At 64.8% G+C, this 24,205-nt stretch carries 24 protein-coding genes and 1 tRNA gene; 21 read left to right on the forward strand and 4 right to left on the reverse strand.

Annotated features, from left to right (window positions below):
- Positions 1–3: 3 nt before the first annotated feature.
- The gene (locus tag RPR59_RS08460; protein ID WP_313913020.1) at positions 4–1,788 is read right to left on the reverse strand and encodes a cation:proton antiporter domain-containing protein; all 1,785 of its coding nucleotides are present in this window, start codon (positions 1,786–1,788) and stop codon (positions 4–6) included.
- A gap of 42 nt (positions 1,789–1,830) precedes the next feature.
- Here RPR59_RS08460 and RPR59_RS08465 point away from each other — a divergent pair, with 42 nt between their 5' ends.
- Positions 1,831–3,051 carry an FAD-dependent oxidoreductase gene (locus tag RPR59_RS08465; RefSeq protein ID WP_313913023.1) on the forward strand — a complete coding sequence of 407 codons (1,221 nt, stop codon included), beginning with the start codon at positions 1,831–1,833 and terminating at the stop codon, positions 3,049–3,051.
- A 147-nt stretch (positions 3,052–3,198) separates the two neighbouring features.
- Here the strand turns inward: RPR59_RS08465 and RPR59_RS08470 are convergent, their stop codons facing one another.
- Together RPR59_RS08470 and RPR59_RS08475 are read right to left on the reverse strand one after the other, a co-directional pair.
- Complete coding sequence (locus tag RPR59_RS08470) at positions 3,199–4,425, reverse strand: NADP-dependent isocitrate dehydrogenase (protein ID WP_313913025.1); 1,227 nt, start codon at positions 4,423–4,425, stop codon at positions 3,199–3,201.
- Positions 4,426–4,471: 46 nt separating this feature from the next.
- Positions 4,472–4,906: a TonB family protein gene (locus tag RPR59_RS08475; RefSeq protein WP_313913028.1), complete on the reverse strand. Its 435-nt coding sequence runs from the start codon at positions 4,904–4,906 to the stop codon at positions 4,472–4,474.
- A 441-nt stretch (positions 4,907–5,347) separates the two neighbouring features.
- On the opposite strand from RPR59_RS08475, the gene RPR59_RS08480 reads away from it, so the two are divergent.
- From RPR59_RS08480 to RPR59_RS08550, 15 genes are all read left to right on the forward strand, one after another.
- Positions 5,348–6,076 (forward strand): phosphatidylserine decarboxylase, encoded by a 729-nt coding sequence (locus RPR59_RS08480; RefSeq protein WP_313913031.1) that lies wholly within the window; start codon positions 5,348–5,350, stop codon positions 6,074–6,076.
- A 53-nt stretch (positions 6,077–6,129) separates the two neighbouring features.
- The gene (locus tag RPR59_RS08485) at positions 6,130–6,909 is read left to right on the forward strand and encodes a CDP-alcohol phosphatidyltransferase family protein (RefSeq protein ID WP_313913032.1); all 780 of its coding nucleotides are present in this window, start codon (positions 6,130–6,132) and stop codon (positions 6,907–6,909) included.
- 376 nt (positions 6,910–7,285) lie between these two features.
- Positions 7,286–8,212 carry a 30S ribosomal protein S2 gene (rpsB, locus tag RPR59_RS08490; RefSeq protein WP_313913034.1) on the forward strand — a complete coding sequence of 309 codons (927 nt, stop codon included), beginning with the start codon at positions 7,286–7,288 and terminating at the stop codon, positions 8,210–8,212.
- A gap of 91 nt (positions 8,213–8,303) precedes the next feature.
- Positions 8,304–9,233 carry a translation elongation factor Ts gene (gene tsf / locus RPR59_RS08495; protein ID WP_313913036.1) on the forward strand — a complete coding sequence of 310 codons (930 nt, stop codon included), beginning with the start codon at positions 8,304–8,306 and terminating at the stop codon, positions 9,231–9,233.
- A gap of 112 nt (positions 9,234–9,345) precedes the next feature.
- The gene (pyrH, locus tag RPR59_RS08500; protein ID WP_313913038.1) at positions 9,346–10,071 is read left to right on the forward strand and encodes a UMP kinase; all 726 of its coding nucleotides are present in this window, start codon (positions 9,346–9,348) and stop codon (positions 10,069–10,071) included.
- Positions 10,072–10,085: 14 nt separating this feature from the next.
- Positions 10,086–10,643: a ribosome recycling factor gene (frr, locus tag RPR59_RS08505; RefSeq protein WP_313913040.1), complete on the forward strand. Its 558-nt coding sequence runs from the start codon at positions 10,086–10,088 to the stop codon at positions 10,641–10,643.
- Entirely contained in the window at positions 10,643–11,383 is a 741-nt protein-coding gene (locus tag RPR59_RS08510; RefSeq protein ID WP_313913042.1) for an isoprenyl transferase, read from the forward strand. Before frr ends, RPR59_RS08510 begins: the two co-directional genes overlap by 1 nt.
- 14 nt (positions 11,384–11,397) lie before the next feature.
- Complete coding sequence (locus RPR59_RS08515; RefSeq protein ID WP_313913043.1) at positions 11,398–12,171, forward strand: phosphatidate cytidylyltransferase; 774 nt, start codon at positions 11,398–11,400, stop codon at positions 12,169–12,171.
- The gene (locus RPR59_RS08520) at positions 12,168–13,325 is read left to right on the forward strand and encodes a 1-deoxy-D-xylulose-5-phosphate reductoisomerase (RefSeq protein ID WP_313913045.1); all 1,158 of its coding nucleotides are present in this window, start codon (positions 12,168–12,170) and stop codon (positions 13,323–13,325) included. The genes RPR59_RS08515 and RPR59_RS08520 overlap by 4 nt, the downstream gene beginning before the upstream one ends.
- A complete protein-coding gene (gene rseP, locus RPR59_RS08525; RefSeq protein WP_313913047.1) occupies positions 13,322–14,455 on the forward strand; it encodes an RIP metalloprotease RseP in 1,134 nt (377 codons plus the stop codon). Before RPR59_RS08520 ends, rseP begins: the two co-directional genes overlap by 4 nt.
- Before the next feature lie 67 nt (positions 14,456–14,522).
- Positions 14,523–17,384 (forward strand): outer membrane protein assembly factor BamA, encoded by a 2,862-nt coding sequence (gene bamA, locus RPR59_RS08530; protein ID WP_432280252.1) that lies wholly within the window; start codon positions 14,523–14,525, stop codon positions 17,382–17,384.
- Positions 17,385–17,422: 38 nt separating this feature from the next.
- Positions 17,423–18,040 carry an OmpH family outer membrane protein gene (locus RPR59_RS08535; protein WP_313913050.1) on the forward strand — a complete coding sequence of 206 codons (618 nt, stop codon included), beginning with the start codon at positions 17,423–17,425 and terminating at the stop codon, positions 18,038–18,040.
- Positions 18,037–18,516 carry a 3-hydroxyacyl-ACP dehydratase FabZ gene (gene fabZ, locus RPR59_RS08540; protein WP_313913053.1) on the forward strand — a complete coding sequence of 160 codons (480 nt, stop codon included), beginning with the start codon at positions 18,037–18,039 and terminating at the stop codon, positions 18,514–18,516. The genes RPR59_RS08535 and fabZ overlap by 4 nt, the downstream gene beginning before the upstream one ends.
- 100 nt (positions 18,517–18,616) lie before the next feature.
- The gene (gene rpmE, locus RPR59_RS08545) at positions 18,617–18,847 is read left to right on the forward strand and encodes a 50S ribosomal protein L31 (protein ID WP_313913055.1); all 231 of its coding nucleotides are present in this window, start codon (positions 18,617–18,619) and stop codon (positions 18,845–18,847) included.
- Between the two features lie 60 nt (positions 18,848–18,907).
- A complete protein-coding gene (locus RPR59_RS08550; RefSeq protein WP_313913057.1) occupies positions 18,908–19,267 on the forward strand; it encodes a PilZ domain-containing protein in 360 nt (119 codons plus the stop codon).
- A gap of 14 nt (positions 19,268–19,281) precedes the next feature.
- On the opposite strand, the gene RPR59_RS08555 is transcribed toward RPR59_RS08550, so the two are convergent.
- A tRNA-Ser gene (locus RPR59_RS08555) sits at positions 19,282–19,371 on the reverse strand.
- A gap of 98 nt (positions 19,372–19,469) precedes the next feature.
- Here RPR59_RS08555 and RPR59_RS08560 point away from each other — a divergent pair.
- Genes RPR59_RS08560 through RPR59_RS08580 form a run of 5 tightly spaced genes read left to right on the forward strand, consistent with a single transcriptional unit; the run spans position 19,470 to position 24,205 of the window.
- Complete coding sequence (locus RPR59_RS08560) at positions 19,470–20,513, forward strand: lytic murein transglycosylase (RefSeq protein ID WP_313913059.1); 1,044 nt, start codon at positions 19,470–19,472, stop codon at positions 20,511–20,513.
- Positions 20,497–21,396, forward strand: coding sequence for an SPOR domain-containing protein (locus tag RPR59_RS08565; protein ID WP_313913061.1), 900 nt, complete (start codon positions 20,497–20,499; stop codon positions 21,394–21,396). The genes RPR59_RS08560 and RPR59_RS08565 overlap by 17 nt, the downstream gene beginning before the upstream one ends.
- Before the next feature lie 21 nt (positions 21,397–21,417).
- Positions 21,418–22,584: a D-alanyl-D-alanine carboxypeptidase family protein gene (locus RPR59_RS08570; RefSeq protein ID WP_313913063.1), complete on the forward strand. Its 1,167-nt coding sequence runs from the start codon at positions 21,418–21,420 to the stop codon at positions 22,582–22,584.
- Positions 22,581–23,204 (forward strand): dTMP kinase, encoded by a 624-nt coding sequence (tmk, locus tag RPR59_RS08575; RefSeq protein ID WP_313913065.1) that lies wholly within the window; start codon positions 22,581–22,583, stop codon positions 23,202–23,204. Before RPR59_RS08570 ends, tmk begins: the two co-directional genes overlap by 4 nt.
- A complete protein-coding gene (locus RPR59_RS08580) occupies positions 23,201–24,205 on the forward strand; it encodes a DNA polymerase III subunit delta' (protein ID WP_313913067.1) in 1,005 nt (334 codons plus the stop codon). The genes tmk and RPR59_RS08580 overlap by 4 nt, the downstream gene beginning before the upstream one ends.

The raw sequence follows: 24,205 nt of genomic DNA on the forward strand, positions 1-24,205 counted from the left end.
GGCTCAGGCCTCCGGCGCGGCTTCGCCAACCCGGGTCCGTCGCAGCTTGGGTTCGCGGTCGAGTTCGGCGGCTTGCTGGATGGCCTTGCGCATCTGATCGCGCTTTTCGTGGATCGAGGCGATGACCGGGCCCATTGCCACGCCCAGATCGACGAGCACGGCCTCGGACAGTTGCAGCGAACTTTCCAGCGTTTCCGGCACCGCGTCGGTCGCACCTGCCTTGTAAAGCTCGGCGGCATGGTTCCAGTCGCGGGCACGGGCGATGATGGGAATGGCGGGCACCCAGCCGCGCACCCGCCTGGTCAGATTCACCGACAGCACCGGCTCGTCCATCGTCAGGATCAGCGCATCGGCGCGACCCAGGTTCAGGCGGTCGACCAGTTCCGAGCGGGACACATCGCCGAAGATGATCGGGTAATTGTCGCGCCGCGCGGCATTCACCGCATCGATATCGGCCTCTATCGCGATAAATTTCTTGCCGTGCATCTGAAGCATGTCGGCGACGGTACGGCCGACGCGGCCGAAACCGATGATGACGGTGCCGGGGCCTTCGGCGGTCACTTCCGCTTCGGGCGGCAGGGCGTCGGTGCGGCGCTCGATATTCCGCGCGATCGTCTGGCCCGCCTTGGCCAGCAGTGGTGTGATGGTAAGCCCGATCGCCGTGACCGTCGTCCAGAACGACGCAGTGGACGGCAGGATCAGCCCGGCCGCGCTCGCAACGCCCATGACGATCAGCGTCGTTTCCGACGGGCTGGCCATCATCACCCCGGTTTCGGCGGCCGTGCCGGTGCGGGCGCCGGTCAGTTTCACGAGTGCGGTCGTGACGGCCGCCTTGACCAGCATCACGCCGAGGATGGCGACCAGCAGCAATTCCCAGTTCAGGGCGACCAGCCGCAGGTCCAGCCGCATTCCCACGGTGATGAGGAACACGCCGAGCGCCAGCCCTTTGAAGGGGCCCGTCATCACTTCGACCTCTGCACGATATTCGGTCTCCGCGATCAGCAGGCCGGCGATCAGCGCACCCACGATCGGCGACAGCCCGGCCGCTGCCGTGGCAAGGCTCGCGATGATGACGACGAGCAGGCTTGCCGCGAGGAAAAGTTCGGGACTCTTGGTTCGCGCCGCTTGCGCGAACAGGCGGGGAAGAACCAGCCGTCCGCCGATGAACAGCACGGCGATCGTGATCCCGCCGCGGATCAGGACGTTGACGAGATTGGACCAGCCTTCATCGGTGGCATTGGGCGCGAGCGCGCCGAGCAGGAAGATGATCGGAACCAGGGCGAGGTCTTCGAACAACAGCATCGCGAAGGCGGCGCGCCCCGATGCGCTCTGCGTGCCCGCGATCGGCAGCACGAGCGCGGTGGAAGACAATGCCAGCGCGAGCCCCAGGCCGACTGCGCCGCTCCAGGCCTGGCCGATGAAATGCAGCACCACCCCGATGATCAGACCGGATATCAGGAGTTCCGCTGCACCGACGCCGAACACCAGAGTGCGCATCGCCCATAGGCGTTTGAAGGAGAGTTCCAGTCCGATCGAGAACAGCAGCAGAATGATGCCGAATTCCGCAAACGGTTCTATCGAGTGCGGATCCGAAATGGTGACGTGATAGAGCAGGGAATATCGCGGCACGAGCGCGCCGAGCCCCGCAGGTCCCACCAGCAGGCCGACGAGGATGAAACCGATCACCGGGCTGATCCGGAAACGCGCAAAGGCGGGGATCACCAGTCCCGCGGCACCGAGGATCACCAGCGCATCGCTGAAGCCGCCATTTTCGAGACTGAATGCCATGGCATTTATCTAAGCGGCAAGAGGGTGCATTGTCATGTCGCAATGGCCGATATCGACACCGATCTGTGCATCGTCGGCGGCGGACCCGCCGGAATGATCGCCGGCCTGCTGTTCGCGCGTGCCGGCGTGCGGACGACGGTACTCGAAAAGCACGCCGATTTCCTGCGCGATTTCAGAGGGGATACCGTCCACCCCTCGACACTTACGGTCTTTCACGAGTTGGGGCTGCTCGACGAACTGCTCGATCGCCCGCACCAGCGCGTCGACCGCATCGGCGGGCGCATCGCCGGCGAGCAGCTCCGGATCGTCGACTTCACGCACCTGGCCGTCCCTGCGCCCTATATCGCGCTGATGCCGCAATGGCATTTCCTAGATTTCGTCGCCGATGTCGCGCGGCGTTATCCGTCCTTCACGCTGCACCGATCATGCGAGGCGACCGGGTTGATCGAGGAAGCGGGCAGCGTGATCGGCGTGCGCACCGGCGAGGGCGAGATACGAAGCCGCCTCGTCCTCGCCGCCGATGGTCGTCATTCGACGATCCGCCGCGACGCCGGCCTGCCGTCGCGCATAATCGGCGCGCCGATGGACGTGTTCTGGTTTCGCCTGCCCAAGACCGAGCAGCCGGAAAACGATTCGATGGGCGTGTTCGACAGCGGCCGCATCTTCGTGCTGATCGACCGCGGCGATTATTGGCAGTGCGCCTTGGTCTTTCCCAAGGGCGGCGCCGACAGGATTCGGTCGGAAGGCCTCGACAAGTTCCGCGATCGGGTGGGCGCCGTCGGGCCCGAAACGGCCGAAGGCGCCGATGCGATCACGCGTTGGGACGACGTCAAACTGCTTACCGTGACCGTCGACCGGCTGGAGAAATGGCACAAGCCGGGCCTGCAGATCATCGGCGACGCGGCGCACGCGATGTCGCCGATCGGCGGCGTCGGCATCAATCTCGCGGTGCAGGATGCCGTCGCCGCGGCCAATGTGCTCGCGGGGGCGATGGCGGCGGGCGACGACCCCGACCCGCTGCTCCATCGTATCGAGGATCGCCGCATGCTGCCGACGCGGCTTACCCAAGCGATGCAGAAGGCGATTCAGGACCGCGTCATCGCGCCGCTGCTCGAAGGTGCCGATCCGCTCGAACGACCGCCGTTGATCGCGCGCGCGATCGATCGCTTCCCCCCACTTCGCCGCATTCCGGCACGCGCGATCGGGCTGGGATTCCGGCCGGAGCATGTCCGGTCGCCGAAAGCATCCGCACATCGACCGTGATTGCCGCGCACGCCACCCCTCCCTTTGCAAGGGAGGGGCCGCAGTCGAAGCTGGGCGAGGGGTAGCGATTTATCGCGCGACGCAGCGCGCCGCTCACCCTCGCCAGGCTCCGCTATCCTCTCCCATCGAGGGATAGGATTGGCAGGATCATCCCAGGCCCTGCTTTTTCATCTCGATCTCGAGATTGGATCGGATCGCCTCGAAGAACTGCTCGGTCGTCATCCAGCTCTGTTCCGGACCGATCAGGATTGCCAGGTCCTTGGTCATCTGACCGCCCTCGACGGTGTCGACACAGACCTTTTCCAGGGTCTCCGCGAACTTGGTGACATCCGGCGTGTTGTCGAACTTGCCGCGATATTTCAGACCGCCGGTCCAGGCGAAGATCGAGGCGATCGGATTGGTCGAGGTCGCCTTGCCCTGCTCGTGCTGGCGATAATGGCGGGTGACGGTGCCGTGCGCGGCCTCCGCCTCGACCGTCTTGCCGTCGGGAGTCATGAGGACCGAGGTCATCAGGCCCAGCGAGCCGAAGCCCTGGGCGACCTGATCCGATTGCACGTCGCCGTCGTAATTCTTGCAGGCCCAGACGAATTCGCCATGCCATTTGAGCGCGCTGGCAACCATGTCGTCGATCAGCCGGTGCTGGTATTCGATACCGGCATCCTTGAATTTCTGCTCGAACTCTTCCTCGAACACCTGCTGGAACAGGTCCTTGAAGCGGCCGTCATACGCCTTGAGGATGGTGTTCTTGGTCGACAGATAGACCGGCCATTTGCGCTGCAGGCCGTAATTCATGCTGGCGCGGGCGAAATCGCGGATCGATTCGTCGAGGTTGTACATCGCCATGGCGACGCCCGAACCGGGAAACTGGAACACCTCCTCATCGATCACGGTGCCGTCGTCGCCCTCGAAGACGAGGCGCAGCTTGCCCGGTCCCGGCACTTTGTAGTCGGTGGCCTTGTACTGGTCGCCGAAGGCATGGCGGCCGACGACGATCGGCTTGGTCCAACCCGGCACCAGGCGCGGGACGTTCGACATGACGATCGGTTCGCGGAAAACGACGCCGCCCAGGATGTTGCGGATCGTGCCGTTGGGGGAGCGCCACATCTTCTTGAGGTCGAATTCTTCGACCCGCGCCTCGTCGGGGGTGATGGTGGCGCACTTCACGCCGACGCCGTGCTTCTTGATGGCGTTGGCGGCGTCGACCGTGATCTGGTCGTCGGTCTCATCGCGCTTCGTGACGGAAAGGTCGTAATATTCAAGGTCGATGTCGAGATAGGGCTGGATCAGCCGCTCGCGAATCCACGCCCAGATGATACGGGTCATTTCGTCGCCGTCGATCTCCACGACGGGCGTCTTCACCTTGATCTTCGCCATCAATCTCTCGCTTCTTGTCTGAGGGTGTACAGGATCGCCGAGCGTCCTAGGGCGTGGCGTGCGAGCGATCAAGCCGACCTCGGCCGCGTTCCAGCCACCAGCTCTGCTTCCAGGCGCGCCGTTCCGGCACGGCATCGCCGTCGAGGTTCCGCGCCGGACGATAGCGGTAGCGCTGCTCAATCAGGCGGCAGGTGGTGGCGTCCAGCGCAGCATTGCCGCTTGAGCGCATGACCGTACAATCGTGCGCCCGGCCATCGGTTCCGACAATGAACTGAACGGTGGCGGCTCCCTCTGCTCGGGCAGCGCGGGCGCTCGGCGGATAGTCCGCATCATCTATCGTGCCGGCGATCCGCTTCGACCCGATCGCGACGCCGCCGCCGACGCCAAGATCGCCATGGCCACTGCCTGTGCCGCTTCCTTCGCCGCCGGCCCCGGTGCCGGGACCGGGCAGAAGGGCGGCCCCGGCATCGGTATCGGACATCGTGCCGGCAACCGGCGCTGCCGGCACGGGCGGGGGAAGGGTGGTCACCTCCGGGTCGGCGGCCGCGACGGGTGTGGGACGGGCGGTCCTGTTCGGCGGGGCCGCCTTGCCGGAGTGAGGCGATGCGGGCCGGGGAGGGGCGGGCCGCATTTCGGGGAAAGCGCCGCGGCGGCGAACGTCGAACAGATCGAGCGCCGCCTGCCTCGACTGTCGCAGATCCACGCGCAGACCCGCCGCCAGTATCAAAGCGAGACCGGCAACCACGAGCAACGCGGCAGCGGCGGACAGGAACCTGCTGCGGGGTGTCGGCAGGCGGCGCCGATCGATATATAACGGCCCAGGCATTTGCTCGAATATAGAATGGTTCTGCTGCCGGAAAACTGAATGACGGGGCGCAGTCAGGCAATTGTATTACACATACAGCACAGCTAGAACCGGATCATGACCTCGCTCGAAAAGCCCGAAATCGGCACGACCACCGTCAAGTGGCGCTTTCCCTCCGTCCATCCGGAGGGGCGCAAATATGTTGCCATCGCGGCGGCGATCACCTTCATCGTCTGGCTTTTCGTGCCCGTTCTGACATGGCCGTTCATCGGCCTGACCGTGTGGGTCGCGGCGTTTTTTCGCGATCCCGTTCGCGTCACGCCGATTGGCGAGGACGTGCTCACCGCACCCGCCGACGGCCTGATCACCATGATCGAGCGCGTGCCGGTCCCCGCCGAACTCGGTGGAGAAGACGGGCTGGGCGCGGAACCGCTGGTGCGCGTGTCGATCTTCATGAGCGTGTTCGACGTCCACATCAATCGTACGCCGCTCGCCGGCACCGTTCGGCGGGTCGTCTATATTTCGGGCAAGTTCCTGAACGCCGATCTCGACAAGGCGAGCGAAGAAAATGAGCGCCAGCATATCCTGGTCGAGGGGCTGGACGGGCGCCGCGTCGGGTTCACCCAGATTGCCGGCCTGGTCGCGCGCCGTATCGTCAGTTTCGTGAAGTCCGGCGATATCGTCGCGACCGGCCAGCGGGTCGGCCTGATCCGCTTCGGCAGCCGCGTCGACGTCTATCTGCCCGACGACATGGTCTGCCAGGTAGCCCTCGGGCAGCGCAGCGTGGCGGGGGAAACCGTTCTCGCCAGGACCGGCGGCTGCCCGGTCGACGGCATCGACCAGTGAGAGCGCCCCGGCGCAGGCGGCGAATGGAACGCGGGATTCCACTCCGGGCAGTCATGCCGAATGCCGTAACGGCGTTTGCCATGTGCTTCGGGTTGACCGGCATTCGCTTCGCGATCGCGGACGACTGGGAACGTGCCGTCCTGATGATCCTGATCGCCGGCGTGCTGGACGGGATCGACGGCAGGATCGCCCGGCTCGTGCGCGGGGAGACGCGGTTCGGCGCGGAACTCGATTCGCTTTCGGACGCCATCTCCTTCGGCGTGTCGCCGGCGATCATCCTCTATCTCTGGGCGCTGATCGATGTACCCAAGCTCGGCTGGATCATCGCGCTGGTCTATGCCGTCTTCTGCGCCTTGCGCCTGGCGCGGTTCAACGCGCGGATCGACGTGACGGACCAGCCGCACAAATCCGCGGGATTGCTGACCGGCGTTCCAGCCCCGGCGGGCGCGGCGGCCGCGATGCTGCCGCTCTATCTGTGGATATTCACCGGCTTGCCGATCTTTCGTTCGCCCTGGCTGGTGACGGTCTGGGTCGCCTTCGCCGCATTCCTGATGGTGTCGAGCATCGCCACCTATTCCTGGTCGTCGCTCAAACTCCGGCGGCATATCCGGTTCGAGGCCATCGTCGTGGTCGTCATCGCCGGAGCGGCCCTGGTGACGGCGCCGTGGCAAACCCTGACAGTGCTCACCGTCGCTTATCTCGCCACCATCCCGTTCAGCGTGCGATCCTATCGGCGTATCAGGCGGCAGCGCGCCAGTGCGGGCGTATCGCCTCACGCGCAAACCGGCGAGCCGCCGCGCGGCCCTGGCGATGGGGCTGAAGCGGGGGAGTGACCTCGCCGCGGCCGACGGCCTGAAGCAGCAACATGCGGATATAGGTCGATTGATCGCGCACACTGGCGACAATGGTCCAGACGGCCGCTGTCAGCGCGGTGCCGAAGATCAGGAAAGCGACGACAGAGCCCATGGTGAACCTCCTATGGCGCGGTGGTCGATACGCGCGCGATTTCAAGCGTTTTTGGCCGGTCGCGGGGTCGATAGTGCCGCGATGAACCCTCTATGTTCCATATTCGTTCTTCTTGTCAACGCTTGAATTATCTTTCGCATTCCTATAAGGGCGCGGCTTCATTCCACATGGGAAGCACATAACCCGGTGCCCCTTTCAGGGGTCATCGCTTCCCAGCGGACCAACCGGTAAGGAGATATCCCTATGGCGGCACCTGTCGTCACCATGCAGCAATTGCTTGAATCCGGCGCGCATTTCGGTCACCAGACCCATCGCTGGAACCCGAAGATGAAGCCTTATATCTTCGGTGATCGCAACGGCGTTCACATCATCGACCTGTCGCAGACCGTTCCGCTGTTCGCGCGCGCGCTCGACTTCATTTCGCAGACCGTCGCGTCGGGCGGCAAGGTGCTGTTCGTCGGCACCAAGCGGCAGGCGCAGCAGCCGATCGCCGAAGCGGCGCTCCGCTCGGGCCAGCATTTCGTCAACCATCGCTGGCTGGGCGGTATGCTCACCAACTGGAAGACGATCTCGGGCTCGATCAAGCGTTTGAAGAATATCGAGGAGACGCTGTCGGGCGACACGCACGGCTTCACCAAGAAGGAAGTCCTGCAGATGACCCGCGAGCGCGACAAGCTCGAGCTGTCGCTGGGCGGCATTCGCGACATGAACGGCCTTCCCGACATCATGTTCGTCATCGACGCGAACAAGGAAGAGCTGGCGATCAAGGAAGCCAACACGCTCGGCATTCCCGTGGTCGCGGTGCTCGATACGAATGTTTCGCCCGACGGCATCGCCTTTCCGGTTCCGGCGAATGATGATGCGAGCCGCGCCATCCGTCTTTATTGCGAAGCGATCGCCGTCGCCGCTTCCCGGGGCGGGCAGGACGCCATGTCCAGGTCGGGCGCCGATGTCGGCGCGATGGCCGAGCCGCCGGCCGAAGCCGCGCTGAGCGAGGCGCCGGAAGCGCCGGCCGAGGCGCCGAAGCAGCCTGCGGCGGAGGCGAAGCCCGCCGCCGCCGAGGCGGAGAAGAAGGCGGACGCAGGGCCCGCGAACGGCGACCCGGAAGACAAGGCCGCTTCAACTGATCCGGAAACGGCCGAAGAAGGCGAGCGTCAGATCGACGCCTGATCCGTCGCGCGAAACGAAATGCGGGCGGGATGGGGCGAAATACCCTGTTCCGCCCGATCCTGTATTCAGTTGCAAAACCGAGGAAGATGACATGGCCGAGATTACGGCAGCAGCGGTGAAAGAACTGCGCGAGCGCTCCGGCGCCGGCATGATGGACTGCAAGAAGGCGCTGAACGAAAGCGGCGGCGACCTGGAAGGCGCGGTCGACTGGCTGCGCACCAAGGGGCTCGCCGCGGCGCAGAAGAAGTCCAGCCGGACCGCGGCCGAAGGGCTGGTCGGCGTTGCCGTCGCCGGTCCGAAGGGCGCCGCGGTCGAGGTCAATTCCGAGACCGATTTCGTTGCCAAGAACGAGCAGTTCCAGAATTTCGTGGGCGAGGTCACCCAGATCGCGCTGGCGGAAGGCGACGACGTCGAGACCCTGAAGAAGGCGAAAATGCCGTCGGGCACCACGGTCGAGGATGCGCTGACCAACAATATCGCCACGATCGGCGAGAATCAGAGCATTCGCCGCGCCAAGGTGCTGGAAGTGTCCGAAGGTGCGGTGATCCCGTACGTGCACAATGCGGTTTCGGGCAATCTCGGCAAGATCGGCGTGCTCGTCGCGCTCGAATCGGATGCCGGTGTCGACGTGCTCGAACCGCTGGGCCGCCAGCTCGCGATGCACATCGCCGCGACCTTCCCCCTGGCGCTCGACGAATCGGGCCTCGACCAGGACGTGCTGGAGCGCGAGCGCCAGATCGCGACCGAAAAGGCTCAGGAATCCGGTAAGCCGGCCGAGATCATCGAGAAGATGGTCGAAGGCTCGGTGAAGAAGTTCGCGAAGGAGAATGCCCTTCTGAGCCAGATCTTCGTGATCGACAACAAGACCCCGATTGCGGACGTCGTCGCCAAGGCCGGCAAGGACGCCGGCGCGAAGATCGTCCTCAAGGACTATGTCCGCTTCCAGCTCGGTGAGGGTATCGAGAAGGAAGAAAGCGACTTCGCGGCCGAAGTGGCGGCCACGGCGGGCACGAAGAAGTAATCGGGATTCGCGCGATCGGCGCCCCGCGCCGATCGTTCGTTTCACTGCTTGGCATGGCGGCGCGGCACCTCTAAGGTCCGCGCCGCTTCCTTATTTCCTGTCAGTTGGTTTCATGAGCACGCCCACCTTCAATCGCATCCTCCTCAAATTGTCGGGCGAGGTCCTGATGGGCGAGGGCGAGTTCGGCATCGATCCCGCCACCTGCGAGCGCGTCGCGCGCGAGATATCGGCGGCGAAAGAGGCGGGCTTCGAGCTTTGCATCGTCGTTGGCGGCGGCAACATCTTTCGCGGCCTTGCCGGAGCGGCGAAGGGATTCGACCGCGCGAGCGCCGACTATATGGGCATGCTGGCAACGGTCATGAACGCGCTGGCGCTGCAGAATGCGCTGGAGCATCTCGGCGTCGACACGCGCGTCCAGTCGGCCATTCCGATGTCGAGCGTGTGCGAACCCTATATTCGCCGGCGCGCGGTGCGCCACATGGAAAAGAACCGGGTGGTGATCTTCGCCGCCGGCACCGGCAATCCGTTTTTCACCACCGACACCGCCGCCGCTCTGCGCGCCGCCGAGATGGGCTGCGACGCCCTGTTCAAGGGCACCAGCGTCGACGGCGTTTACGATTCCGATCCCAAGAAAAATCCCGATGCCAGGCGCTATGCCGCTCTGAGCTTCAATCGCGTGCTGGCGGACGACCTGAAAGTCATGGACGCGAGCGCCGTGGCTCTGTGCCGCGACAACAATATCCCCATCGTCGTGTTCAACATCCGGGCGGAGGGCAATCTGGCCAACGCGCTTCGGAACGAGGGAACATCGACGATCGTGCAGAACAACCCGGAATAGAAAAGGATCAGTTCATGGCCGCATTCGACAAGGCCGACCTCGAACGCCGCATGGCGGGCGCTGTAGAGGCGCTGAAGCACGATCTAGCCGGCCTGCGCACCGGCCGGGCGTCGACGACGCTGCTCGATCCGGTTACAGTCGAGGTGTACGGCGCCAACATGCCGCTCAACCAGGTCGCGACGGTATCCGCGCCGGAATCGCGCATGTTGTCGGTTCAGGTATGGGATAAGTCGAACATGCAGCCGGTCGAAAAGGCGATCCGGTCCGCGGGGCTGGGGCTCAATCCGATCGTGGATGGTCCCAATATCCGTCTGCCGATTCCGGATTTGACGCAGGAACGGCGTAAGGAACTGGCGAAGCTGGCCGGGCAATATGCCGAAAAGGCCCGCATCGCCGCGCGCAATGTGCGTCGCGACGGCATGGACAGCCTGAAAGCCGACGAAAAGAAGGGCGATTTGTCCGAGGACGAGCGCAAGCGCCATGAAAACGAGGTGCAGAAGCTGACCGACAAGACCATCGCCGATATCGATGCTGCGGCGCAGGCGAAGGAAAAGGAAATCCTCAGCCAGTGATGCCCCAACGGGCCAACGCGCCCCATCCCGGCACGGGTGGCGGCAAACCGCCCCGTCATGTCGCCATCATCATGGACGGAAACGGGCGCTGGGCGAAAGCCCGGCATCTGCCGCGGATTGCCGGGCATCGAAAGGGCGTCGAAGCGGTGCGAAGGATTTCGCGCGCCGCGCGCGAGCTCGGCATCGAGGTGCTTACGCTATATGCCTTTTCCTCCGAGAACTGGCGGCGGCCGGAGGAAGAGGTTCGCGACTTGATGGGGTTGCTGCGCCGGTTTCTGCAGACCGAGGCCGAGGATCTGATCCGCGAGGATGTCCGCTTGCGCGTTATCGGGGAGTATCGCGCGCTTTCCGCCGATCTGGTCGCGATGATTGACGAAACGGTCGCCCGCACGCAGCGCAATCACGGACCGATGCTGGTCATCGCGCTCAATTATGGTTCGCAGGCGGAAATCACGGCGGCGGCGCGGCGCCTTGCGACCGATGTTGCAAGCGGGGGGCTGATACCCGACGAAATCGACGAAGCACGCTTCGAGCGCGCGCTGGCGACGCACGATCTGCCGCCGCTGGACCTCATGATCCGAACGTCGGGAGAGCAGCGGCTGTCCAACTTCCTGCTGTGGCAGGCCGCCTATGCCGAACTGATGTTCGTCGACACGCTCTGGCCCGATTTCGACAAAGCGGCATTGGAGGCTGCGCTGGAGGGCTTCGCCGCTCGCCATCGGCGCTTCGGCGGACTGTGACGACCGGCGGCGGCATGCCCTCCGATCTGCCGGTCCGCGCGCTTGTCGGTGCGGGGCTGATCCTCCTCGCCGCCCTTGCCTTGTGGAGCGGCGGGCTGCTGTTCTGGCTCGTGCTGGTGATCGTCGCGCTCCTGATGATGGGCGAATGGGCAAACCTGGCCCATGCGTCCGAGAATTCGCGGCGGCTGGGCCAGTTCGCCTTGTCGGTGCCGCTCGCGATCATGGCGCCGCCCTGGCTCGCCGCCGGACCCGGGTTCTTCGCCCTGGGGCTGATTGGCGGCGCTGCCTTCTTCACGGCCATCGCCACCCGCAGGGCTGTGCTGGGCGCGGGCATCGTGTATGTCGGTCTGCCGATCCTCGCGCTGCTTTGGCTGCGCCAGCGCGATGACGGGCTGTTGCTGGCGTTCTGGGCGATGGCGCTGGTCTGGGCTTGCGACATCGGTGCCTATTTCGCCGGCCGCAGCCTGGGCGGGGCAAAACTGGCCCCGGCAATAAGCCCGAACAAGACCTGGGCCGGTCTGTTCGGCGGCGTGGTCGCGACCGCGTTCTTCGCCGCCATACTCTTCCGCTTCGGCCTGCCGCTTCATCTGACGATCGCCACACCATTGCTGGCGGTGACGGCTCAGATGGGCGACCTGTTCGAAAGCTGGCTGAAGCGCCGCGCGGGGGTGAAGGATTCGGGCGATCTGCTGCCCGGACATGGCGGCTTCCTGGATCGGCTGGACGGTCTCGTGCCGGTTGCGCCGATCGCCGCGCTGCTCGTCCTGCTGCCGGAGGTCGTGCGGTGAAGCGGGTCACGGTTCTCGGCGCCACGGGTTCGGTCGGTAGATCGACGCTCGATCTGATCGAACGCAATTCCGAGATGTTTGAAGTGGTCGCCCTGACCGCGCACCGGGACGTGTCCGGCCTGAGCGCCGCCGCCCGGCGCACGGGGGCGCAGCGCGCGGTGATCGCGGACGAATCGCTTTTGCCGGATCTTCGCGACGCGCTGGCGGGGGCGCCGGTCGAGATTGCCGCCGGCATGAACGCCGTGTGCGAGGCCGCGCGCATGGATGCCGACTGGGTGATGGCGGCGATCGTCGGTTGCGCCGGACTGAAGCCGACCATGGCGGCGATGGAGGCGGGGCGGACGGTGGCGCTCGCCAACAAGGAGTCGCTCGTTTCCGCGGGAGGCGTGATGACGGCGGCTGCACGGTCGTCCGGCGTCACGCTGCTTCCGGTCGATTCGGAGCATAATGCCGTGTTCCAGTGCTTCGACCCCGACCAGGCGGCGCGCGTCCGCCGGATCGTGCTGACCGCAAGCGGCGGGCCGTTCCGCGGGTGGTCGCGCGAGGCGATGGAGGCGATTACGCCGGCGCAGGCGGTGGCCCATCCCAACTGGTCGATGGGCGCGAAGATCTCGGTCGATTCGGCGACGATGATGAACAAGGGGCTGGAACTGATCGAGGCGTTCCACCTTTTCCCGGTGGCGGCCGAACAACTCGATATCCTTGTCCACCGGCAGTCGGTCATCCATTCGCTGGTCGAATATGTCGATGGCTCGTTCCTGGCGCAGCTTGGATCGCCCGACATGCGGACGCCGATCGCTCATGCGCTGGCCTGGCCGGATCGGATGGCTGTGCCGGTTGAACGTCTTGATCTCGCCAAAATTGCACAGCTCGATTTCGAAGTGCCGGACCCGGAGCGTTTTCCCGCCATCGACCTCGCCCGGGCGGCCCTGGCCGCAGGCGGCGCCCGCCCGGCGATTATGAACGCCGCCAACGAGGTGGCGGTCGCCGCTTTTCTTGCCGGCAGGCTGGGATTCCTCGAAATTGCCGCAATCGTCAGCGATACGCTTTCCGGCTATGATCCTCCGGCTCCGGAAACGCTCGACGCCGTGCTGGCGGTCGACGCAGAAGCGAGAGCCATTGCCGATCGCCGAGTAAGGAACCGCGTCCGTTGATCCAGTCTCCCGGCTTTTTCGTCACAATCATCGCGTTCGCGCTGGTGTTGGGGCCGCTCGTCTTTCTGCATGAGCTGGGCCATTATCTGGTCGGCCGGTGGTGCGGCGTGAAGGCCGATGCTTTTTCGATCGGCTTCGGGCGCGAAATCGCGGGATTTACCGACAAGCGCGGCACGCGGTGGAAATTCGGCTGGCTGCCGCTGGGCGGATATGTGAAGTTCGCCGGAGATATGAATCCTGCCAGCAAGCCCGATGCGGACTGGCTCGCACTGCCGGCGGAGGAGCGGCGACAGACGTTCCAGGCCCGTTCGCTGTGGCAACGCGCGCTGATCGTCCTGGCCGGGCCGGTGATGAATTTCCTCATCGCTATTCTGATTTTCGCCGCGTTCGCCATGACCTACGGAGTCGACCGCACGCCTGCGGTGGTCGGACAGGTCATGCCGGAAAGTCCGGCTGCCGCGGCCGGCCTGAAGCAGGGCGATGCGATCGTCAGCATCGGCGGGCGGCAGATGGACACGTTTCAGGACCTGGCGCAGTTCACCGTCTTGCGACCTGGCGCCACCGTCCCGATGGTCGTCGAGCGCGATGGCGAAACCTTCGACGCGCGGATCACGCTCGGCGCCGCGCATGAGGAGGATCGCTTCGGCAATCGTTACACGCGAGGCCAGTTGGGCGTCGCATCGGGGCCGCGCGTTTACGAACCGGTCGGCTTGGCAGAGGCGCCGGCCGCGGGCATACGTCTCGTCGGCGGCACGCTTCGCAGCATGATCGACGGGTTGGGCCAGATCATTACCGGCAGGCGTTCGGTGGACGAACTTGGCGGGCCGCTGCGGATCGCGCAGATGTCGGGGCAGCAGATGGCGCTTGGATGGCCGGCGCTCATATCCTTCATCGCGCTGATCTCGATTAATCTCGGATTCATCAACCTGTTGCCAGTGCCGATGCTCGATGGCGGTCATCTGTTCTTTTACGCGATCGAAGCGGTGCGCGGCCGTCCAGTCGGCCCCGGTGCGATGGAATGGGCCTATCGCGGCGGCCTGGCGGCTATACTCGCCTTGTTTCTGCTTGTGACGTTCAACGATCTCGACGCGATCGGCGTGTGGCGGCATCTGGCCGGGTTGATCGGTTGATGCGCTTAGGGCAGGGGCAGCGGACCGCGAGCGGCGCCAAGTGTTTTTTCTCCGACTGGGGTGGGATGTGACAGCTATCAAGGCTTACAAATCGAGTACCAACGCCAAGGCGCTCGCGCTGGCATGCACCATGCTGTCGGGTCTCGGCGTGGCCCATGCCCAGGTCGCGGAACGGGATTCCGCGGACCAGGACGTGGCGGCGGCACCGGCCCCGGCTCCATCGGCTGCCGCTCCTGCCGGGCAGCAGTCGGCGCGGGATATCGCGCGCCGGGCGGCCGCAGCGGCGGCAGGTCAGAGCCGGCCCGCGGCCGAGCAGCAGGTGGTGAAGTCGATCCGGGTCGAGGGTTCGCAGCGTATCGAGCCGGAGACGATCCTGTCCTATACCAAGCTCCGCGTCGGCGAGCCCTATACCAACGCCACGATCGACCAGGCGATCAAGGACCTCTATCAGAGCGATTTCCTGTCCTCCGTCGAGATCGCCGGCGTCGAAACCGGCAATCTCGTCATCCGCATCCAGGAAAACCCGGTGATCAACCGTGTGGTGCTGGAAGGCAACAAGCGGTTGAAGGACGACAAGATCGTCAAGGAGATCAAGCTCGCCCCGCGGCAGATCTTCACCCGCACCGCCGTTCGCGCCGATGTGGCGCGGATCATCGAACTTTATCGGCGCGAGGGCCGCTATGCCGCGCGCATCGACCCGCAGATGGTGAAGCTGGACCAGAACCGCGTCGACGTGATCTTCGAAATTCACGAAGGGCCGAAATCGAAGGTTCGCCAGATCAACATCATCGGCAACGAGAAGTTTTCCGACGACGATCTCCGCGACGAGATGGCGACCAAGCAGGCGCGCTGGTTCCGTATCTTCAGCTCGAGCACGAGCTTCGACCGGGACCGGATGCAATATGACCAGCAGAAGCTGCGGCAATTCTATCTGACGCAGGGCTATGCCGATTTCCGCGTGGTATCCGCCGTCGCCGAGCTGACGCCGGACAAACAGGATTTCATCATCACCTATGTGGTGGAAGAAGGGCAGCGCTATAAGTTCGGCCCGGTCACGGTCGACAGCGCAATCCGCGATTTCGACGATGAGAAACTGGCCCGGTCGCTGCCGATGAAGGAAGGCGACTGGTACAACGCGAAGCAGGTCGAAGACTCGATCGACCAGTTGAGCGAGACGGCCGGATTCGCCGGTTACGCTTTCGCCGATGTTCAGCCGAATTTCGTGCCCGACCACGAAAACCATACGATGGCGATCGGGTTCAATATCGCGGAAAGCCAGCGCACTTATGTCGAGCGCGTCAACATCAACGGCAACACGCAGACCCAGGACGAGGTGATCCGACGCGAGATGCGGCTGGCCGAGGGCGATCCGTACAATACCTTCCTGAAGAAGCGGTCGGAGGATCGCATCAACTCGCTCGGCTACTTCCAGGACAAGTTCGAGATCGACACGCAGAAGGGCACGACCGACGACCGGATCGTGCTCAACGCCGATGTCGAGGAGAAGCCGACCGGCGAACTGTCGCTGTCGGCCGGGTTCTCGAGCCTAGAACGGTTTCTCGTCCAGGCTGCCGTGCGCCAGAACAATTTCCGCGGCATGGGCCAGCAGGCGCATATCCAGCTCGATTATTCGTCCTATTCGAAATCGGCGGAAGTGGGCTTCACGGAACCCTATCTGTTCGACAAGCCGATCGCGCTGGGCGGCACGATCTTCCGGCGTGACTATAATTCGTTCAATTATATCGGGCAGGACCGGAACACGACCTATTCGCAGGTCTCCACCGGGTTTCAGATCGTCTCGTCGATCCCGCTCACCGAATATTGGCAGCTTTCCGGGCGCTATCGGCTGTCGCAGGACGACGTTTCGCTCGACAAGGGCACCTTCTACCGAGACACGGACGGGGATGGTATCGCCGATACCTGCGATCCGCTGCGCGCCGGGCGCTATCTCTGCGAAGCGGTGGGCAATCGCCTGACCTCGTCGATCGGCGCGTCGCTGATCTACTCCAGCCTCAACAGCTACTACCGCCCGACGCGCGGCTCGCGGGTTGTGCTCGGTATGGATTTCGCCGGTGTGGGCGGCGACGTGCAATATATCCGCGGTCGCGCCAGTGCCGACAAATATTGGGGCCTGGGCGATGGCTTCATCTTCTCGCTCAGCGGCGAAGGCGGCTATATCCACGCGCTCGAGGACAGCCCCGGCCCCGGCGTCGACGCCGTGCGGATCACCGACCGCTTCTATCTTGGCCAGGAATTTCACGGTTTCGACATTCGCGGTGTCGGCCCGCGCGTGCAGCGCATACCCTATACGGGTACGGTGGCCGGCGGCGACCAGATGCTGGTGACGGACAACGATCGGATCGTCGACGATCCGCTGGGCGGCAAGGCCTATTATCTGGGCAAGGCGGAGCTTGAAATTCCGCTCGGCTCGGGCGCGCAGGAACTCGGTCTGCGGCCTTCGATCTATCTTCAGGTCGGGGCCTTGTTCAACATCAAGCGGCCGCTCCCGACCGCCAATTTCGAACAGGCAACCGACGAAGACGGCAATCTTCTCTATAACGAGGACGGCTCGCCCTCGCTGTTGCCGATCGTGACGCCGGTGAAGGACGGCTCGGGCCGGCAGCTTTACGTCGTGCCCGCCGATGCCGGCGACAATGGCGGATCGCTCACCACCTGTCAGGTCGGCTATGCCGACAGCTATGGCGGCGCCTGCTCCGGCACATCGCAGAACACCGTCTATTCGACGACGACGGCGCCGTTCTACGAACGGTTCGTCGGCGATTCGGCCTCGCCGCGCGTCTCCGTGGGCATCGGCGTGAACTGGAACTCGCCGTTCGGCCCGCTGCGCATCGACCTCGCCAAGGCATTGGTCACCCAGCCCGGTGACGACGCCAAACTCATCACTTTCAATGTGGGAACTCAATTCTGATGACTATGACCAACAAAATGCTCTTAGCGGCCGCCGCGTTGGCGCCGATCGCCATTGCCGCTCCCGCGCAAGCCCAGGTTTCGGGCGTTGCCGTGGCGAACCCGGAACAGGCGATCCAGGACACGACGGCCTGGAAGAATGCGATCGCGCAGATCCAGACCACGTACAAGGCGCAGATCGACCAGGCGCAGTCCCGCAGCGATGCCGTGCAGGCGGAATTGAAGCCGCTCGTTCAGTCGTTCGAGCAGGCGCGCCAGGCGGCCAATCCGGATCAGAACGCGCTGCAACAGCAGGCCCGTACGATTCAGCAGAAGCAGCAAGCCGCCAAGGAAGAGATCAGTCGTCTGACCCAGCCGGTGCAGCGCGCCCGCGCCTATGCGCTCGAGCAGATCAGCAAGCAGTACCAGGCCGCGGTCCAGGCAGCGCTGCAGGGCAAGAACGTGCAGATCCTGCTGCGTCCCGACAGCGTGATCTATGCGGCGCCGACGACCGATATCACGTCGGACATCACCGCGCAGCTCAATCGCCTGGTCACCAATGTCAGCACCACGCCGCCGGCGAACTGGCAGCCCGGCCAGAACGAGGCGGCGGGCACGGCGCCGGCGACGGTGCAGCCGACCCAGCCGCAGTCGAACCCGTCGCCCAACGGCCGATGAGCGGGGATAGCGACGACACGGCCGCCCTTGGCCCGCTCGACATCGGGCGGGTGATGGCGGCCCTGCCGCACCGCTATCCGATGCTTCTGGTCGACCGCGTCGAGGCGATCGTGCCCGACCGGTCGATCAGGGCAGTAAAGGCGGTGACGATCAACGAAGGGTTCTTCCAGGGACATTTTCCCGGACGCCCGATCATGCCGGGCGTGCTGATCGTCGAGGCGCTGGCCCAGGCGGCCGGCGTTCTGGCGGTGGAATCGCTTGGTCTCGCCGGATCGGGCAAGCTCGTCTATTTCATGGCGATCGAGAACGCGAAGTTCCGCAGGCCGGTCGAGCCGGGCGTGCTTTTGCACCTGGATGTCGAATTCGTGCAGAAACGCAGCAGCGTTTGCAAGTTCGCCGGCAAGGCGGCGATCGACGGTCAGACGGTGGCAGAGGCGAGCTTTACGGCCATGATCGCGGACCCGCCCGAGGCCTGAGGGCAAGCGCGGTTGCAATTGGGAGAGGCGGGGTGTAGTGCGCCGCCTTCCGACGATCTCGGCTGGTCGGAAACCAGCCATTCAGACGAAAGAACAGATTGTGAAGACCGATACCCATCCCGATTATCACACCATCAAGGTGCAGATGACCGACGGCACCGTGTTCGAGACCCGCTCCACCTGGGGCAAGGAAGGCGATACGCTGCAGCTCGAAATCGATCCGACCTCGCACCCGGCCTGGACCGGTGGCAACCAGCGGCTGCTCGATTCGGGCGGCCAGGTCGCGCGCTTCAACAAACGGTTCGGCGGGCTTTCCCTGGGTAAGAAGTAGTCACCGCTTTCGGCGGGCCGTTAACAGGGCATTAGCCATTGCAGACGTAGGTTTCGTGGCATGATTGATGTCGCGAAACCTGAACCCTTCGCCGCTGAATTCGAGCCGGTCGAATCCCTCGATATGCTCGGGTGGCGGCGATCCCACCGCGCCGAAGTCTCGCTCGAAGCCAAGCTCGGCCACGGTGCGATCAACCGCGCGCTATGCAAGGTGGTCGACCTTTCCCTGCACGGCTGCCGTGTCCAGAGTTATTCCGAACTGCGCAAGGGCGCACTGATCTGGTTGACGATGCCGCGTTTCGGCCCTCGGATCGCGCGCGTCGCCTGGATTCGCGGCCTGGAGGCCGGCTGCGACTTCGAAGAACCCTTGTCGATCGACGTCTTCCACGCGTTGATCGAAGCATCCTACGCAACCCACTAACCGCCTGGACCGACTGGCGGAGAGGGTGGGATTCGAACCCACGGTGAGCGTGAACCCACGGCGGTTTTCAAGACCGCTGCCTTAAACCACTCGGCCACCTCTCCGGTCCGGCAGATCGCCGCTTATGGCAGCGATACGGTTTTGCGCAAGAGGCAGCGTTTGGGGGTTCATGCGCGCGGCGCGCTGTGGCAAGGATTCGGCCATGTCCAGTCCGCGTTTCAAATCCCGTCTCGCTTTGTACCTGTCCGTCGCCGGCCTGCTGACCGCGTCAGCGACCTCCGCCTGCGCGCAGACGGAGTCCGGTTTTCAGGGCTATCTGAAAACGCTGCAGGCCAGAGCCGCGCGCGAAGGGGTCAGCAATGCGACGATCGACGCGGTGTTTCCCACGCTTACGCTCAACGAGCGGGTGATCGAACTCGATCGCGATCAGCCCGGCGGCAATCCCAACGCGCCGATCCCCGATTATGCGCCCTATTACGCCCGGCACGTCGATGCGGCGCGGATTCGCCTGGGTCGCGCCGCCTATCTTCGCAACCGGGACCAGCTCAGATCCATCGAGCAGGAAACCGGCGTACCCGAATCGATCATGGTGTCGATCTGGGGCAATGAAACCGCCTACGGCGCGGTCACGGGCGGGTTCGATCTGCCGCGTGCGCTGGCGACGCTCGCCTATGAAGGACGGCGACGCGAGCTCTTTTCCGAGGAATTCATCGCTGCGCTGAAGATCATGGACCGCGGTATCCCGCGCGACACCCTGCAGGGAAGCTGGGCGGGGGCCACGGGCGGCCCACAATTCCTGCCGTCGGTCTATCTGCGGCTCGCGCGCGACGGCGACGGCGACGGCAAAGCCGATATCTGGAACAGCGATGCCGATACCCTGGCGTCGATCGCGAACTATTTCGTTAATGCCGGATGGCGACCGGGCGAGCCCTGGGGGATTCCGGTCCGGGTGCCGACGAATTACAATCGTTCGGCGATGGTGAACCGCACCTTTTCCCCGCGTTGTCCACGTGTCCACGAACGCTACAGCCAATGGCGGACGATGAAGGAATGGCGTGCCATGGGCTTCGTGGCGGAACGCGGCACATGGCCGGACGACGATATCCAAGCGACGCTTCTGGAACCCGACGGCCCTGGCAAGACCGCTTATCTGCTGACGGGGAACTACCGCGTCATCCTCGATTATAACTGCTCCAATTTCTATGCATTGACGGTGGGGCTGCTGGCCGATGAAATCGAGCAATAGTCTGTTGCCGATCCTGTCGCTGGTGCTGGCGATATCGCCGGCGGCGGCGCAGGACGTTCCCGACCACAGCTATCCGCCCGGCGACGGCCAGGTGGAGCAGGGTGTTCGTCCGCCCGCCGAAACAACGCTCTATCCCGACGGAAGCGATGGCAAACCGCGCGGCAGTTCGCAGCACGACGCCGATGACCATGGCCACTACGACCGGACCGGATATGCGTTGCGCGACGAATCACTGGCGGCGCAGGGGGGCGCAGTGGCGGCCAGTCCGGGGCTGAACGCCGGGGATTTCGCGGAAGTCACCGCGCTGGATACCGGCGCGACGATCCTGGTGAAGATCGTCGACCGAACGGTCCGCGACAACCGGATCATCGCGCTTTCGCCGATGGCGGCGAACATGCTTCAACCCGATTCCCCGGCACCGATGCCGGTGCGTGTTCGCAAGGCCATGCCGAGCCCGCCGGACCTTGCCGCCATTTCGGCGGGGAGGCCCGCAGCCCCGCGGCTTCCCGCCCCGGAAGCGCTGTTGCGCGGTCTGCGGGCGCAACTGAAGGCTGAAAAGCCGGCCGAGATTCCCCCGCCGGCAACAAGGAAAGCCGCGGCCGATCCGGCATTGGTTCGCGCCGGTACAACCACGCCGTCCCGTTCAAATCCGGCCGCCGCTTCCGGGACGGAAAGGCGCTACGTCGTTCAGGTCGCTGCACTGTCCCACCGGGACCGTGCGGAAAGGCTGGCCGGTGAACTGGACGGATATGTCACGCCGGGCGGCGGGCTTTACCGCATCCGCGTCGGCCCCTTCGCAACGCGTGCGGAGGCCCAAAGTGCGCGTGCGAAAATCATCGCGCGGGGCTATGGCGATGCGCGACTTTATCGTACCGACCAGTAACCTTCAGTGTATGGACTCCGAATGAAAACGCTTCTCACGTCCGCTTTGCTTGCAAGCCTTGTCGCAGCGCCGGTTTCGGCGGCCGTACCCCCCTTTCAGACCGACGCGCCGATCGCGTTCATGAAGGATCTGTCGTCCGATACGGTGCTATACGCGAAGAACCCGGACGAGCGCATGCCGCCGGCTTCGTTGGCGAAGATGATGACGGTCTATGTCGCGTTCGATCTCATCAAGTCGGGCGATCTGAAGCTCGACCAGAAATTCACCGTCCGGCCCGAAACGTGGGAGCGCTGGCACGGCCCCAAGGCGGGCTCCACCATGTTCCTGTCGCCCGACCAGCAGGTGAGCGTCGAAAACCTGTTATACGGTATCGTCACGCTGTCCGGCAACGATGCCTGCGTCGTACTGGCCCAGGGAATTTCCGGTACGGAAGCCGCGTTCACCCAGCTCATGAACCAGCGGGCCGCGGAACTGGGGCTGACGAACAGCCATTTCGGCACGGCGAACGGCTGGCCGGACGAAGGGCGGACCTATGTCACGGCGCGCGACCTGGCGACACTTGCGGCAGCGACGATCAACGATTTCCCGAAACTTTATGACAAATTCTACGCCGAAAAGAGCTTCACCTGGGGCAAGACCGCCAGCGGCAAGCCGATCACCCAGGCCAATCGCGATCCGCTGCTCGGCCGGGTCGAAGGCGCCGACGGTCTGAAGACCGGCCATACCGAAGAGGCGGGCTACGGCTTCACCGGCTCGGCCAAGCAGAACGGCCGCCGCCTGGTGATGGTGCTGGCCGGGCTCGACACCTACAATCAGCGCATCCGGGAATCGGTGAACTTCATGCAGTGGGGTTTCCGCGCCTGGAAGGCGAAGCCGATCGTGAAACAGGGCCGCAAGGTGGCCGAGGCGGAAGTGCAACTGGGCGATGCCGGCACCGTCGGCCTGGTGGCACCGCGCGACCTCACCGTCACGCTGCCCGCCGGAACGTCGCCGGAACTGACGGCCAAGGTGGTGTATCAGGGGCCGATCAAGGCGCCGATCAAGAAGGGGCAGCACATCGCCGATCTCGTCGTCGAAACGCCTGACCTCGGCGCACAGCGCATGCCGCTGGTCGCTGCCGACGATGTCGGAGAAGCGGGCTTTTTCGGCCGCGCCTGGGCCGGGTTCCTTGCGCTGTTCGGCGGATGACGGGGCGCTTCCTCTCGCTGGAAGGGGGTGAGGGGACGGGCAAGTCCACCCAGGCCGAACGCCTCGCCGCTGCGCTGAAGGAACGCGGCCTGGAGGTTCTCGTCACGCGCGAACCCGGCGGCAGCGACGGCGCGGAGGCGATCCGCGATCTCCTGATGCAGGGCAGCGTCGGCCGCTGGAGCCCCCATTCCGAAGCGCTGCTGTTCGCAGCGGCGCGGGCGGATCATGTGGAGAAGCGCATCCGTCCGGCGCTCGGCATCGGCACCTGGGTGATCTGCGACCGTTATATCGACAGCACTCGCGCTTATCAGGGGGCGCAGGGGATTGACGACGCCTCCATCCTCGCGCTGCATGGCTTTGGCACCAAGGGCCTGCTGCCCGATCGCACCTTTCTGCTCGAACTGCCGGGCGAGACAGCGTCGGCACGCGCGACCGGGCGGGACGGGCCGGGCGCCGACCGCTTCGCCGCACGCGACAGCGGTTTCCATCGCGCCGTGGCAGCTCGTTTCGAGGAAATTGCTGCTGCCGAGGGAGACCGCGTCCGCAGGATCGACGCGTCCGGATCACCGGAACAGGTCACCGGCAGGCTGGTACATGCCCTGGACGATCTGCTGGCATGAAGGCGCTTGTCGGAAACGAAGATGCGAAGGCGGCGTTCTTTGCCGCGGCCAGCGGTAGCAATATTCCGCACGCCTGGCTCTTCGCCGGGCCGCAAGGGCTCGGCAAGGCCGCGTTCGCACAGGAAGCGGCGGCGCGCCTGCTGGCCCATGCCGCAGATCCCGCGGTGCCGCTGGATGTCGGCTTGCCGGCGGGCGACGTTGCCGCGATACGTCAGGTGGCGGCAGGATCGCATCCTGATTTTCGCCTGCTGCGCCGGTTGCCGAAAGATCCGGAAAAGCCCGATCAAAATGTAGCGCGCAGCATTCCCATCGCGCAGATCAGGGCGCTGCAGCCCATGTTCGCGACCAAACCGACCTATTCGGATCGGCGGGTGGTGGTGATCGATTCGATCGACGACTGCGAACGTGCCGCCGCCAACGCTCTGCTCAAGAATCTGGAAGAGCCGCCGGCGGGCACCATCTTCCTTCTCATCAGTCATGCGCCGGGGCGGTTGCTGCCGACGATTCGGTCGCGTTGCCGGCTGCTGCGCTTCTCCCCCCTGGAAGACGGGACCGTGGCGGGCATCCTGCGCGCCGAGCTTCCCGAGGCGAGCGACGAGGAGATCGCCGTGCTGGTGCGGGCCTGTCAGGGAGCGCCGGGGCGGGCGCTGGCATTTGCCGGGCTCGACATGAGCGCCATTGAGCACGACCTTCGGACCATCGCGTCCGAGGGCGACCGGACGAACGCGATCCGGGTGCGCATGAGCAGCGCACTGGGAACGAAATCGGCACAGGCGCGGTACGAGGCCTTTCTACGGCGCGTGCCGTCCTTCATCGCGGAGCGGGCCCGGTCCGAAAAGGGCGGGCGGCTGCTGAACGTGCTGGACGCCCATCGCGCCGCGCGTGACCTTGCCGCAACGGCGTTGCGCCTCTCGCTCGACCCCCAGGCGACCGTGTTCGAGATGGGAGGAATCGTCGCACGCCTCTCGCCATCGGACAACAACGGGCTACCGCACCGCTGA

The organism is Stakelama saccharophila, from assembly GCF_032229225.1.
GTDB classification, from domain to species: domain Bacteria; phylum Pseudomonadota; class Alphaproteobacteria; order Sphingomonadales; family Sphingomonadaceae; genus Sphingomonas; species Sphingomonas saccharophila.